The following is a 13,520-nucleotide window of genomic DNA, read 5'->3' as shown; positions in this document are numbered from 1 at the left end:
GATCCACCTGAAGCCTCCAGTCGAAAGGTATGGCCGGTCGCAGCCTCTATAGCAACGGTCATACCGTCATCTAACCCATTGTCATATAATGGCTTAGGTGAATTGAAGCTTCTGCGGTGTAAAATAATGGTATAACGTTGTGTTACATGTAGATCAGATTGTTAGAGTCTACAAACCTTCCTCGTATTTGCTTTGTGTTACCAGCCATCTACAACAACCAACCCCGGCCAAGATGATGACAAGGAATCTGCGCGAAGATCGCGAAGTGGCGAGAGGAAGAAGGGGCGCGATTCACGCGGCGCCGCAGTAACCGCTGAAGAGCTTTGCGGTTGACTCCGGGCAGTGGCATAAACGCTTCCAGCCGGTTAATTTGGGTCTCTACCTTCTAACCATCCCGACGGGCTGCCAACCTTCGCCCCGAGCGTCATATGCATCCATTTATCGAAACCCAGAAAGAGTGGCTCCGCGGCGATCTGCCGCCCTTCCGCGCCGGTGACACGGTTCGCGTCAATGTTCGTGTAAAGGAAGGTGACAAGGAGCGCCTCCAGGCGTTCGAGGGTGTTTGCCTGGCTCGCCGCGGCAGCGGTGTCAGCGAGACGTTCACGGTCCGCAAGATCTCCAGCGGCATCGGCGTCGAGCGCATCTTCCCGACGCATAGCCCGATGATCGCCGGAATCACGGTGGTTCGCCGCGGCCGCGTTCGTCGCGCCAAGCTCTACTACCTCCGGCACCTCACGGGCAAGGCGACCCGCATCAAGGAAAGAAAGGTGCGCGTCCAGGTTCCGGGCGCCGAGGCGTAACGCTTCGCAGAGCAGCAAGGGCGTGGCTGATGACGGCTCGAAAGAGCCCGCCCCCAGGAGCCGCGCTCCGTACCGTCTAAAGAGATGGACCCATATCGAGAGGGATCTCCGCAAAGAGCGGGGACCGCTTCTCGCTGGCGTTGACGAAGTAGGCCGCGGCCCGCTCGCCGGCCCGGTCGTCGCGTGCGCCGTCATCATGCCGCCTGACATGCGCGCTATTCGCGGCGTGGACGACTCCAAGATGCTCACCCCCGACGAGCGCGTCCGCCTCGCCGTCAAGATCCGGAGCAAGGCCATCGCCTGTGCACTCGGCGCCGCCTCCGTGAGAGAAATCGAGCGGCTCAACATCTACCAGGCGAGCGTGCTCGCCATGAAGCGCGCACTGTCACGCCTCCAGGTCCAGCCCGATTACGTCATCATTGACGGCAAGACGATGCGCACTCTGCTCGTGCCGCACACGGCGGTGGTTCACGGCGACGCGCGCTGCTTCACGATCGCCTGCGCTTCCATCGTCGCGAAAGTCACGCGCGATCATCTCATGGCGCGGCTCGCCCTGCGGTATCCCGCGTACACGTGGGAGCGCAACGTCGGATACACGACGCGCGCGCACATCCGCGGCCTCGATTCGCACGGGATCACGCCGCATCACCGCAGGAGTTTCTTCCGCGTGAGCCAGCTGGTGCTCGATTTCGATTCCGCGCGCCCCGAAGTGGACCTCGCCACCGAAGTCATCTCCATTTCATTTCCTCTCCCGGGCTGAGCTTGGCAACCAATCCGCTGGTCGGCGTGATCATGGGATCCAGATCCGACTGGGAAACGATGCGTCACGCCGTCGAGACGCTCGACGCCCTCGGCGTTCCCAACGAGACGCGCGTCGTCTCTGCGCATCGAACTCCCGACCTGCTGTTCGAGTACGCCAGCTCGGCGCACAGTCGGGGGCTTCGCGTGATCATTGCCGGAGCGGGGGGCGCGGCGCATCTGCCAGGCATGGTCTCCGCCAAGACGACTCTTCCCGTGCTCGGTGTTCCCGTCGAGAGCAAGGCGCTCAAGGGGATAGACTCGCTGCTTTCCATCGTGCAGATGCCCGCCGGCGTTCCGGTCGGCACTCTCGCCATCGGCAAGGCGGGAGCGATCAACGCCGCGCTGCTCGCGACGGCGATTCTTGCGATAGACAACGCCGAGCTTCGCGACGCTCTCGATACTTTCCGCCAGACTCAGACGCAGGCGGTACTGGACCAACCCAACCCAGCCAGCGCCGAGTGATAGTCGGCGTGATGGGGGCCGGGCAGCTCGGGCAGATGCTCGCGCTTGCCGGAAGCCGGCTTGGATGCCGCTTCCGTTTTTTTTCGCCCGATCCTGAAGCGCCCGCGGGGCGATTCGCCGAGCTGGTAGTGGCGGACTACGACAACGATACCGCCCTCGCGCATTTCGCCGAAGGTCTGGATGTCGCGACGTACGAGTTCGAGAGCATCCCGGCGCATGCAGTGCGCTATGTCGCCGAGCGCGTCCCGACTTATCCGTCTCCGCTCGCGCTGGAGACCGCGCAGGACCGCGCCGTCGAAAAGGCCTGTTTCGAGCGCCTGAAAATTCCGACCGCGCGGTTCGCCGCTGTGGACAGCATGCGCGAAGTTCGCGAAGCGCTCGAGCGCGTCGGGCTGCCCGCGGTTCTCAAGTCGAGACGGCTCGGCTATGATGGAAAAGGGCAGGCCGTCATTCGCACGCGAGACGATATCGGCGGCGCGTGGGTGAAGCTTGGCGGATTGCCGGCGATCGTCGAATCGTTCGTGAAATTCACGCGCGAGCTCTCGATCATCGCCGTGAGATCGCGCGCCGGCGAGTTTGCGTTCTATCCGCTCGTGGAGAATCATCACAGCGAGGGCATCCTGCGCTTTTCGCTTGCCCCTGCGCCGGGCGTATCGGCCGGCCTGCAGGCGAAAGCAGAGGAGTATGCGCGGAGGCTGATGGAAGATTTCGGCTACGTCGGCGTGCTCGCGATCGAGCTGTTCGAGACGGGAGAGGGTCTCGTCGCCAACGAGATGGCGCCACGTGTCCACAATACGGGCCACTGGACGATCGAAGGAGCGGACACGAGCCAGTTCGAGAATCATCTTCGGGCGATCATCGGGCTTCCGCTGGGATCCACGGAAATGGGAGGCGCGGCCGGAATGGTGAACGTCATCGGCACCGAGCCGGACGTGCGGCGGCTTGGCGAGGTGGATAACGTTCATGTTCACATGTACGGGAAGTCGCCCGGCCCCCGGCGGAAGCTCGGCCACATCACAGTGATCGCGGACGACCTGGACGGTGTACGAGGCAAGGTGGCCGAGCTGCGGCACGCGATGTCGCGGTGATCTGAGCCGAGCCAGCTTCAGGAGAGCGACGATGCACCAAAGAGCCATCGCAGCTGCGGCCGCTCTCATCTCGACCTACAACGTGTATCAGTCCAACGGAGTGATCCACGTCGTGGACAAGGCGCTCCTTCCGAACTTCCGAAGATGTAGCCCGAGGCAGGCTCGGCGATGGGTATCGTCGCTGAGCTCCTCGACGTGCCGCATATTCCCCGGCGTGACGCAATTCAGGGATCTCTTCTCCGGCGGCGCGGCACTCTATTCCCGGTATCGGCCTCACTATCCGGTGGCGCCGGTGAAACCGGCGCTTGCTCGCCACTGGGGTGACCCGGACGTGCGGCATCTCGTTCAGTGGCCGCTGCACATCCGGGCGGGGTACGTGTAGCTCATCCCCTATTTCGTCGCGCCCTGATTCTCCGGGAGCAGAACGAATCGCGCGTAGTTCGCGGTGTTGAAGTACGTCTTCGCTGCCTGTTGAATCATTGCCGGCGTGAGTCGCTTCACCATCTCGTCGTACGCCGAGCCGAGTCCGCTGAGATCCTCTCCTGCCTGATCGCGTGCGGCGATGTTGGTGATCCAGTAGGGGTTGGTCTTCACTTCGACTTCGCGTGACCGAAGGATCTCCTCCTTCACCTTGTCCACGTCAGCGACGGAAGGAGGCTGGGCCTTGAGACTGTCAATCAGGGCGAACACGGCGCTGGAGAGAGTTTCCACGTTTTCGGGCGACGATCCGTACGAGATCTGGATCGTGTACTCCTGGCGCGGTTCGCGCGAGCAGCCTCCGCCGACGCCAGGACTGTAGGTCCCGCCAAGCTTCTCGCGCAGCGTCTCGTTCAGGCGCGTCTGCATCAGCGTGTTGAGCGCGCGCAGCGTGAGCCGGTTCTCCGGCGAGTACGTGCACGGCCCGGTGAAGGCGAAAATGGTATTCGCCTTCGGCTCGGTCCCTTTCCGCACGACTCTCTGCACGATGCCCTTCGGCCGCGTGATGCCGTTGTCGCGCGCCTTCTCGACTCTTCCGGTGCCGGGCAGTGAAGCGAGATAAGTCTCCACGAGCGGCTTGATTGCCACAGTGTCCACGTTGCCGACCAGAACGAACGTGAAGTCGCCGGCGTTCGCGAAGCGATCCTTGTAGAACGTGAGTGCCCTGTCCGGATTCACCTCGTTGAATACCGCCGGGGTCATCGGCCGCGCGCGGAAGGCGTGCTGCGCGAGCGTCACCTGCACCGTGTCCGAGAACACCGCCTCGGGCGAAAGGCCGCGATTCGCGAGGAATGTCGCTGCCTGTCCACGGAATGTCGCGAACACCACGGTGTCGAGGCGCGGCGCCGTGAAATCGAGATAGATGAGCTGGAACATCGTCTCGATGTCCTTGGGCGAGCTGCTGCCGCTGAGGCCTTCAGTGAACTCGCCGATCACCGGACTGACGGACGCGGCCTTGCCGGTGAGCTTCTTCATGAGATCAATGCGGCTGAAGCTTCCCAGCCCGCCCAGGCTCATCACCTGCGATGAGAGCGCTGCCGAGATGAAGTCAGGATCGCTGACCAGCGACGTGCCGCCGGCGCTGTACGCCGAGAAGAGCACCTGGTCGTCCTTGAAGTCCGTCGGTTTGACGATGACGCGCGCTCCGTTGGAGAGCGTCCACTCGGTTGCACCGATGCTCGAGATCGGCTTCGATGAGATGATCTTTCCCGCCGCTGGCGCGGTGGCGATCAGTTTGTCCTCCGAGAGATTCTCCGTCCACGCTGCGATCGTTGATTTGGCGGCGCGATCGAACGCGGCGAGAATTCCGCTCTTCGTCGGAACAGGGACGCTTTCCTTGATCGGAGTCTGCGCGATGATCACGCGATTCTCGTCCGTTATCCACCGCTTCGCGAGATTGTTCACCTCGGCCAGGGTGATCGTCGGCAGAAGATCCTGCGCGAGCTTGTATTCGTACTCGATGCCGGGGATCGCTTCGGTCTCGAGGTAGTTGCCGATGTACTCCTCGACGAACGAGCCCGACTGCGTCTTGTCGCGCTCGGCGTACGAGCGTTCGTAGGAGCGGAGAACGTTCTGCTTCACGCGGTCGAGCTCGGACTGCAGGAATCCGAACTGGTCCACGCGGCGCGATTCGGTGAGGAGCGCTTCGGTTGCTCGCTCGACTCCGCCGTCCTTCACGTTCGCGGCGAGAGTGAACGCCTCGGTGGTGCGGGCGAAGAAGCCTCCCTTCGATGCTCCCGCGCCGAGAAACGGTGCGTCCGGCTTCTCGCTGATCTCGGAGAAGCGGCTGTTGAGCATCTGGAGATAGAGTCGCTCCATCAGCATCGTGCGGTAATCGCCGACCGTCTTCACGCTCGTTGCGGGAAGCTTGTACATGAGATTGACGCTCGAGTTCGTCGCTTCCTTATCGCTGGCGATGGCGACGATGGGGTCCCTGTTTGAGGGAACGTCGTACATCGTGCGGCGCGGCGCGTTGACGGCCTTCGGCAGCCTGGAGAAATGCTCTCTGATCTTCGCCTCGATCGCAACGGGATCGAAATCGCCGACCGCAATGACCGCCATGAGGTCGGGGCGATACCAGTCGCGATAGAACGCGCGGAGCTTGGCGGGTGTCGCCGCCATTATGCTCTGCTCGGTACCGATCGGCAGCCGCTCGGCGTATCGCGATCCCTTGAACGCAACGGGAAGCCATTGCTGCAGCATTCTGTCGCCGGCGCCTTTCCTGCCGCGCCATTCCTCGCGGACCACGCCACGCTCGTTGGCGACTTCGGTGGGGTTGAAGGTCTGGCCGTGCGCCCAATCCTCGAGGATCGTGAAGGCCTGATCCACGATCCGCGCTGTGTCGGTCGGGATCGGAAGGATGTAGACCGTCTCGTCGAAGCTCGTGTACGCGTTCAGGTCGGCTCCGAATCGAACGCCGATGGACTCGAGGTACTTGATGAGATCGTTCTTTGCGAAGTGCGTCGTGCCGTTGAACGCCGTGTGCTCGAGGAAGTGCGCGAGGCCGAGCTGGCTCTGGTTTTCGAGGACGGAGCCAGCGTTCACCACCAGCCGTAGCTCGGCCCGCTTCTCGGGGCGCGTGTTCTGCCGGATGTAATAGCGGATGCCGTTTGGCAGAGTGCCAATGCGGACCTTCCGGTCAACCGGAAGCTGGGTCGAGAGGGATACCGGAGTGGCAGCCGGCACGGGTGCGGTCTGTTGCGCGACAGCCGGGGCCGCGAGAAGAAGCAGCGCCGGGAGTGAGAGAGCTCGAATAGACATCATGTGCGCTTCTCGACGACGATGGTATAGTGTCCGGCGAGTGCGGCGATCGTGCCGATGGCGATCCACACCGGGGCGAGCACCACGCCGATGACGCCCATCGTGAGAGGGATTTCCATCAAGCTTTTGCCCGCGTCGTTGCGGATGCTGATCTTGCGCGCATTTCCCTCGCGTATGATCTGCTTGACCTTCTCGAGGAGCTTGTCGGCACTGACCTTGTGCTCCTCGGCATGCGGGGAGGAGCTGGAGTTCGCAGTTGTCATTTTCATTGGGTTGAGTGTCGCTCCGGAAACCTACGGCGGCGAGGGGGGTTTTGTGACAATTGCGGAAACTGAGGTGACGCGCCAGTAGCCATCGCACGGGTCAACGTTGTAGAATCAGCGAATCACAACGAGACCCGGTAGCTCAGCTGGTAGAGCAACGGACTTTTAATCCGTAGGTCGCGGGTTCGAGACCCGCCCGGGTCACTAACCTTAGGCTCGCAGTGGGGAACCCCCTGTGCGGCTATCTATGCGGTTGGTGAGCGAAGCGGGCTCTCAAGAGAACCTCACCGACTGCGCCGCGACTTCCCCCTGAGAGCCGATTTCCCCGACTGCGCCGCCTCCGGACGGGATATACGATTGAAAGTCTCATCACTTCGACACATTCAGAAGGAGTCCGCCATGTCAGTTTGGTCTCGAATGGGATGGTTCCTGGCCGCATTGCCCGCCACGGCGGTTGTCAGCTTCGCGCAGACACCTTCGGTCGTCGCTGAAGACTTCCCCACCCTGGTAAAACGCCTTCAAGCGGAGAAACCGACGTTCGCGAAGCGCCAACAGGATTTGCTCGCGCAGCGCTACGACCTCGCTGACCGGCCGGCCAAGGGAACGGCCATGTCGCGCGGCAAGCCGGTGCAAGACGGCGTGCGCGTCAAGTTGCCCGCGGGAATGGGGACCTGGGAGAAACTCGCCGCCTTGTCGCCGGAGGAAGTCAAGGAAAAGCAGCTATGGCCGGCCGGCTTTCTTCCGTTGCCGCATCCCCACCATGAAGCGGGCGGTATGATCTTCCCCAAATTCCTAATCGAGGAAACGAAGAAGCAGACCGATCGGGATCTGACTCGCTTCGACCTTGACTTCGACTTGCCGGATCATTTCCTGCCCGAGTTCCCGGCACCGATCTATCTGACAACAAGGCCGGATCTGGGCGACGTCTCGCAAGGGAAACTCGTGACGCTCAGCAACTTCAACGAGTTGTTCAAGGACATCCTCAATCCCAAGCAACTCGAAGGATTGCGGTTGCTGGTCACGCCGTTTCCCCAGCAGCAGTTCAACGCCATCGAAGACCGACGCAGCTTGAAGGCCTCTCAGGGCGTGGCCTGCTTCGACTGTCACGCCAACGGCCATACGAACGCCTCCACCCACACGGTTGGCGATATTCGGCCGAATGAGCATCGGCATCGGATCGACACGCCATCGCTGCGGGGCCTGAACATTCAGCGCCTGTTCGGTTCGCAACGGGCGATGAAGACCGTGGAGGACTTCACCGAGTTCGAGCAGCGAGCCGCCTATTTCGACGGCATCCCGGCCGACGCGGCGCGTAAAGGCACCAACGTCCTCGAACGCGGAAGCCAGGTGCATTTCATGGCGGAGTTCCAGGCGCTGCTCGACTTCCCGCCCGCGCCGAAGCTAAACGTCTTCGGCAAGCTCAATCCTGCCAAAGCCAGCGAGAGCGAGATGCGCGGCCAGGGAATCTTCTCCGGGAAGGGCCAGTGCGCGAGCTGCCACACCCCGCCGTATTACACCGACAACACCATGCACAACCTGAAGGTGGAGCGGTTCTTCAAGGAGGTCACGATCAACGGTCGCAAAGCGTCGGCCGACGGCCCGATCAAGACCTTCCCGCTGCGCGGCATCAAGGACTCGCCTCCTTACCTGCACGACGACCGCCTGTTGACGCTGGAGGACGCGGTGGAGTTTTTTAACCTCGTCCTGGAATTGAAGCTCAATGAACAGGAGAAGAAGGACCTGGTGGCCTTCATGCGGGTGCTGTAGGCCGCTAGCTGAGGCGGAAGCCGATTACTCGGGGGAGGAGTCGTTTATGAAAGGCTTTGTGAAAGACATCGAGGGTCTCGCCGTCAAGAATGACGAGTTTCGCCGGGTGCTTTATACGGCAAAGAACTGCCAGCTCGTCGTCATGGCGTTGAAGCCCAAGGAAGAGATCGGGGCGGAAGTCCACAAGCTCGACCAGTTCTTTCGCGTGGAGGAGGGGACCGGTGAGGCGGTTCTCAATGGCGTTCGGACGCCGATCCGCGCGGGCTTCGCCGTGCTCGTCCCGGCCGGGGCAAATCACAACATCATCAATACCGGCAGTGCTCCACTGAAGCTCTATACGCTCTATGCGCCGCCGAATCATCGGGACGGCGTTGTCCACCATACCCGCGCCGACGCGGAGAAGGACGACGAACACTTCGACGGCAAAACGACGGAATAGAGGGTCGACTGGGCGCCGGCTAATCTCCGCAGGAGCGCCCAGATTGGAGTTCCTTCTACCCGAGCAGAAATGACTGAAGCGGGGTTCCGGGCGCCGCACGCGGCCTCACACCGCGCAACGACCATCGGCAGCTCCACATAGCTTGCCTGCCCCGGAGCGTGATAGATCCGCTGCACTGCCTTGCGATAGTCTCCGGGCTTCGCCCAGAAGATGTTCGGCACGAACGACTGCGGATTTCGGTCGTAGAGCGGGAACCACGACGATTGCACCTGGACCATGATGCGGTGACCAGGTAGGAACACGTGGTTCGCCGTCGGCAGCGCGAAGCGATACGGCAGCGCTGTGTTCGCCTCGATTCGGCTTCGCCGTCTCAAAGCTCTCGCGATAGCGGCCGCGGAAGATGTCGGCGGCAACCATGAGCTGATAGCCACCCATCGCTGGCTGCGCGGCGACCTCGTCTGGGTAAACGTCGATCAGCTTCACGACCCAGTCGGCGTCGGTGCCGTCGGTCGACGCAACGAGGTTGGCGATGGCCTGGCCGCTGATCTTGACCGGCTCCGTCCGTTCCCCGGATTTCTTCCCCGGCAACCTGCCTCCGGCAAATCTTGGCCCGGTGTGGGAAATAGAAAAGAAGGACGGAACGTTATTACGCCGCCACTTCGGGAAACCTCCGAGACTTCGATAAGATTGAGCCTGTCAGACATTGGACAGACATTTCATTATTTCCGGTGCTATCGCCCCTCTGTAGGGGGTGTTGTGGGCCTCATTTCTTTTAATCCGTAGGTCGCGGGTTCGAGACCCGCCCGGGTCATTGGATGTAGCGCCGCAAATTAGTGAGCCTCGATCAGGTAGCGAACGATGGGGAGAGGAACCGGATGGTTCTTCTCCCCATCGTTCGCTACGTGCTTAACGGACAGGTAGCAAGATGGTGAGCTTGTGGATCTTGAGTGTGCCACTCTGCATGAAAAGCTCACCGCTTGGCGCGGCGATGATTCCGCCTGCGGTGCGCAGGATGTCCGGGGTCCCAAAGACTTGGCCGCCCCCTTGGGTTTGACCGCAAGCGCCGGGGCCGCAAGTGAGCGAGAAATTGTACAGCACGTCCAGGTCTCGCGAGCGGAGGCGGAGGCCAAGAGTCGGCGACCACTCTACCCAGTCTTCGCGTTGCGTGCGGAACGTCCGCTGCACATGATTGGCTTGTTGCAGCCGGTAGTTGATCGCGTACAGTCCAAGTCCCACCTGGTAGCCGAGGACCGTGCTCCCCTCGCGGCGGATCACGATATCCCGCCCCGCACCCAGACGCATCTTGATGTTGGCGAAGCGAAAGGTGTTTTCAACCGTCTTCGCACCGGCCTTGATCGTTCCGCCACCAATAACGGCGGTTTCTGTCGCCGCGTCTGCCCAGGTGTCTGCAAACATCGGCTCATAGATCAGATCGGCGGCGAAGGAAGTTCCGCGCACCGAGCGGCCAATTCCCGCACCAGCGTTGAAGCTGTACGTAGTGCCGGGATCGCGCGGGATGTTCTGGATGACGTAGTTGGGAATCCTGGGGTGCGACAAGCGATTCACGGTGCCGAGCCAGCCCAGATGCCAGCCTTCGGATCCAACCGGGCGCGAGTACTCGCTGTGCAGACCCCAAATATGGGTTCGATCCTGGTTGAGGTCGGTGCGCTGTTCCCGAATGTTGCGGCGGGCAACCGGATCCCAGCGCCACGTGGTAAACCTGACATCGTGACGCATGTCGGTGCGCGAGTGCACCAGCATGACCTCGAGATGGCGGTCCGTGCCAACTTCTTTCGTAAGGCCAAATCGAAAATCGGCCAGGCTGCCGGACTGTTCGATGCGATCGCTACCCGCGTAGAGAAGATCGACGCCGTCGATCGCGTCGAGGGCCGCGAGCTGAACGCCAAGCCCGACGCTGGTGGACGGCGTCAGGCGCCGAGCGATGGACCCAGCGACATACTGATTGAATGCCGACCGATCGCTGGTCGACAAGTTCCAGGTCGGGCCGGCACGATCCAACTGCTGAAATGTGAACAGCCCCGTCGCCGACCAGGCTCCCCACGATCCACCAGCGCCAACGGGGAGGCTCCGTCCCCCTCCCCTGGCGCCCGACACACTATGGAAGAAAGGAGCTGCAAAGATGTGACTCACGCCAATACGCGTCGCCTTGGCCGGATTGACGAACGGATCGAGCAGAGTGTCGTCAACGGCAATGGTCGTCCCGCCCATACCGGCGCGAGCTGACGGAAACATGTCGAACTGGCCGCCCTGGAGCACTGGCAATGTTTTAGGCGTCACTACCTGTGCCGAGCTTTCGATGGGGACCGCGAGCACGCCGCAGCAAAGCGTCACACAAAGAATGGGGTTCAAGACCCGTACGATCGCGTGCCGTGCACTAACAAGAGGTCGATCCATGCCGACTCCTCGTGGTAAGGGTTGCTGGTTATATGTGGGCGCGCGCGCCGCGGCACAAGAGCAAACGGCCGCCAGTGGGACGAACGCCCTCACCGCGCTATAACCACCGGCAGCTCCACGTAACTCGCCTGCCCCGGAGCGTGATAGATCCGCTGCACCGCCTTCCGATAGTCTGCGGGCTTCGCCCAGAAGATGTTTGGCACGAACGACTGCGGATTTCGGTCGTAGAGCGGGAACCACGACGATTGCACCTGGACCATGATGCGGTGACCCGGTAAGAACACGTGGTTCGCCGTCGGCAACGCGAAGCGATACGGCAGCGCTCTGTTCGCCTCGATCGGCTTCGCCGTCTCAAAGCTCTCGCGATAGCGGCCGCGGAAGATGTCGGCGGCAACCATGAGCTGATAGCCACCCATCGCTGGCTGCGCGGCGACCTCGTCGGGGTAAACGTCGATCAGCTTCACGACCCAGTCGGCGTCGGTGCCGTCGGTCGACGCAACGAGGTTGGCGATGGCCTGGCCGCTGACCTTGACTGGCTCCGTGAGCGCGTCCGAAGTGAAGGCGAGGACGTCGGGGCGTCCCGACGCTTCACGCTGGTCGTCGACGAGCCACTCAGACCACGTCAGGCCGTTGTCGTAGCCGGTGGGGCGCGTGGGGCGTGCGCGAAACGGTACGGGCTTCGCCGGATCGGAGACGTACTCGTCGTAGGCGGGACCGCCAGCGTCAGGCGCCGCGAAGGCCAGCTTGAGGCGCGGCTGCAGGTAGAGCGGTGTCGCGCGCACGGTGCACCCGCTGGCGCACCCGGCCGGCCACGCCGTCAGCCGGCGCCACGTGTTGGTCCCGGTCTCGAAAGCGGTCACCGGCGCGACGTCGGCCTTTGGCGCCTCGTCCTTCAGGTAGTGATCGAGGAACGGGCGCAGCACCTCGCGCTGGAAGGTGAGCGACGTGTTGCTCTCGAACCTGAGCGCGCCTAACGATGAGCCGTCCTTGATCTCCTGGCCGTGATGCCACGGGCCGAGGACGAGGAAGACCTTATCGTTGTTCGTGTCCTTCGGCTCAAGCGCCTTGTAGACAGCGATGTCGCCGTAGATGTCCTCCTGGTCCCAGAGGCTGTGGACGAGCATCACCGGCACCTTGAGTGGCTGCGCCGCGAGCATCTTGTCCATCGCCTGGTCCTGCCAGAATGCGTCGTACGCGGGGTGCGCGAGCACTTTGCGCCAGAAGCCGACCTGCTCAAGCCCGCGCCGCCGTCCAAGCTCGCCTGCCGAGCCCGCCTGCAGAAACATGTCGTAGTCGTCGTAGTGCGTGCTCCACCACTTTGCCGAATTGTCGCGCGTCCCGGCTTGCTCGTAGATGTACGGCATGTTCTGCTGGCGGAATGCGCCGTTGTGAAACCAGTCGTCGCCCATCCAGCCGTCAACCATCGGATTCATCGGCACGCTCACCTTGAGCGCCGGGTGCGGGTTCACGAGGGCCATCAGCGGCAGAAACCCGTCGTATGAGATGCCGAGGATGCCGACGTTGCCGTTCGACTCGGGGATGTTCTTCACGAGCCAGTCGATGGTGTCGTACGTATCGGTCGCGTGGTCGACGGACGTCGGGTTCTGTGGGCCGTGCAGCGGACGGTTCATCACATAGTCGCCCTCCGAGCCATACTTGCCGCGCACGTCCTGCACGACGCGGATGTAGCCGCCGCCGAGGATGACATCGAGCGCGTTGTCGTAGCCGTTGAGGTTTGGCCCGAGGTGCGCGCTGTTGGCGTGGCTCGTCAGCGCGGTTGCGTCGTACGGCGTGCGCGTGAGCAGGATGGGCGCTCGGCGCGCGCCCTTCGGCACGAGGATGACGGTATGGAGTTTCACGCCGTCGCGCATCGGGATCATGACGTCGCGCCGCGTGTGGTCGAAGCCATCGTTCGTCGGCACAAGCGTCGCCGGCGTCTCGCTCGGCAGCGTCGTCACCTGCGCGGGCAAAGCGGCTGGGGCGGCGGCGACCAGCAGGCCGATGGCGAACGCGCGAAAACGATATGCGGTGAATGTGAGCACGGGCGGCTCCATAGCTGGATGGCGGGGGCGCGTACGTCCGTCAGGCGTGACGCGCACGGCACGGATCGATTCGCGAAGTTGCGGCGATGTGACTCGTTCCGCCAGACGCGTCGGCTATGGTCACTGGCGTTTCATTTGATGCGGGTCCGCCTGCGGGGCGAGTTAGCAGATATTGCGACGAGTCTTGCCGCGTTGGCAGAGTCAGG

At 62.5% G+C, this 13,520-nt stretch carries 11 protein-coding genes, 1 tRNA gene and 1 pseudogene; 8 read left to right on the top strand and 5 right to left on the bottom strand.

The window, feature by feature from the left end; genetic code table 11:
- The first annotated feature begins 428 nt into the window (after positions 1 to 428).
- The 5 genes and pseudogenes from rplS (at position 429) to Q7S20_09590 (ending at position 3,533) form a co-directional block, all read left to right on the top strand.
- Positions 429 to 800: a 50S ribosomal protein L19 gene (gene rplS, locus Q7S20_09610; GenBank protein ID MDO8502087.1), complete on the top strand. Its 372-nt coding sequence runs from the start codon at positions 429 to 431 to the stop codon at positions 798 to 800.
- A 13-nt stretch (positions 801 to 813) separates the two neighbouring features.
- Positions 814 to 1,560: pseudogene (locus tag Q7S20_09605) on the top strand (ribonuclease HII).
- Positions 1,557 to 2,063: a 5-(carboxyamino)imidazole ribonucleotide mutase gene (gene purE, locus Q7S20_09600; protein ID MDO8502086.1), complete on the top strand. Its 507-nt coding sequence runs from the start codon at positions 1,557 to 1,559 to the stop codon at positions 2,061 to 2,063. Before Q7S20_09605 ends, purE begins: the two are co-directional and overlap by 4 nt.
- Positions 2,060 to 3,151 carry a 5-(carboxyamino)imidazole ribonucleotide synthase gene (locus tag Q7S20_09595; GenBank protein MDO8502085.1) on the top strand — a complete coding sequence of 364 codons (1,092 nt, stop codon included), beginning with the start codon at positions 2,060 to 2,062 and terminating at the stop codon, positions 3,149 to 3,151. Before purE ends, Q7S20_09595 begins: the two co-directional genes overlap by 4 nt.
- Positions 3,152 to 3,182: 31 nt before the next feature.
- Positions 3,183 to 3,533, top strand: coding sequence for a hypothetical protein (locus Q7S20_09590; GenBank protein MDO8502084.1), 351 nt, complete (start codon positions 3,183 to 3,185; stop codon positions 3,531 to 3,533).
- 8 nt (positions 3,534 to 3,541) lie between these two features.
- On the opposite strand, the gene Q7S20_09585 is transcribed toward Q7S20_09590, so the two are convergent.
- Complete coding sequence (locus Q7S20_09585) at positions 3,542 to 6,391, bottom strand: insulinase family protein (GenBank protein MDO8502083.1); 2,850 nt, start codon at positions 6,389 to 6,391, stop codon at positions 3,542 to 3,544.
- Entirely contained in the window at positions 6,388 to 6,657 is a 270-nt protein-coding gene (locus Q7S20_09580; protein ID MDO8502082.1) for a DUF4342 domain-containing protein, read from the bottom strand. Before Q7S20_09580 ends, Q7S20_09585 begins: the two co-directional genes overlap by 4 nt.
- 125 nt (positions 6,658 to 6,782) lie before the next feature.
- Here Q7S20_09580 and Q7S20_09575 point away from each other — a divergent pair.
- The 3 genes from Q7S20_09575 (at position 6,783) to Q7S20_09565 (ending at position 8,857) form a co-directional block, all read left to right on the top strand.
- Positions 6,783 to 6,855: transfer RNA gene (locus tag Q7S20_09575), tRNA-Lys, on the top strand.
- Positions 6,856 to 7,068: 213 nt separating this feature from the next.
- A complete protein-coding gene (locus Q7S20_09570) occupies positions 7,069 to 8,418 on the top strand; it encodes a hypothetical protein (protein MDO8502081.1) in 1,350 nt (449 codons plus the stop codon).
- A 46-nt stretch (positions 8,419 to 8,464) separates the two neighbouring features.
- Positions 8,465 to 8,857 (top strand): cupin domain-containing protein, encoded by a 393-nt coding sequence (locus Q7S20_09565; protein MDO8502080.1) that lies wholly within the window; start codon positions 8,465 to 8,467, stop codon positions 8,855 to 8,857.
- A 105-nt stretch (positions 8,858 to 8,962) separates the two neighbouring features.
- On the opposite strand, the gene Q7S20_09560 is transcribed toward Q7S20_09565, so the two are convergent.
- The 3 genes from Q7S20_09560 to Q7S20_09550 form a co-directional block, all read right to left on the bottom strand.
- Positions 8,963 to 9,445 (bottom strand): CocE/NonD family hydrolase C-terminal non-catalytic domain-containing protein, encoded by a 483-nt coding sequence (locus tag Q7S20_09560; GenBank protein MDO8502079.1) that lies wholly within the window; start codon positions 9,443 to 9,445, stop codon positions 8,963 to 8,965.
- A 318-nt stretch (positions 9,446 to 9,763) separates the two neighbouring features.
- Complete coding sequence (locus Q7S20_09555; GenBank protein ID MDO8502078.1) at positions 9,764 to 11,365, bottom strand: hypothetical protein; 1,602 nt, start codon at positions 11,363 to 11,365, stop codon at positions 9,764 to 9,766.
- Positions 11,362 to 13,314: a CocE/NonD family hydrolase gene (locus tag Q7S20_09550; protein ID MDO8502077.1), complete on the bottom strand. Its 1,953-nt coding sequence runs from the start codon at positions 13,312 to 13,314 to the stop codon at positions 11,362 to 11,364. The genes Q7S20_09555 and Q7S20_09550 overlap by 4 nt, the downstream gene beginning before the upstream one ends.
- Positions 13,315 to 13,520 lie beyond the last annotated feature (206 nt).

Source organism: Gemmatimonadaceae bacterium (genome assembly GCA_030647905.1).
Taxonomy (GTDB): domain Bacteria; phylum Gemmatimonadota; class Gemmatimonadetes; order Gemmatimonadales; family Gemmatimonadaceae; genus UBA4720.
The sequence above is the reverse complement of the archived record's forward strand: the minus strand, read 5'-3'. Positions and strand labels throughout refer to the sequence as shown.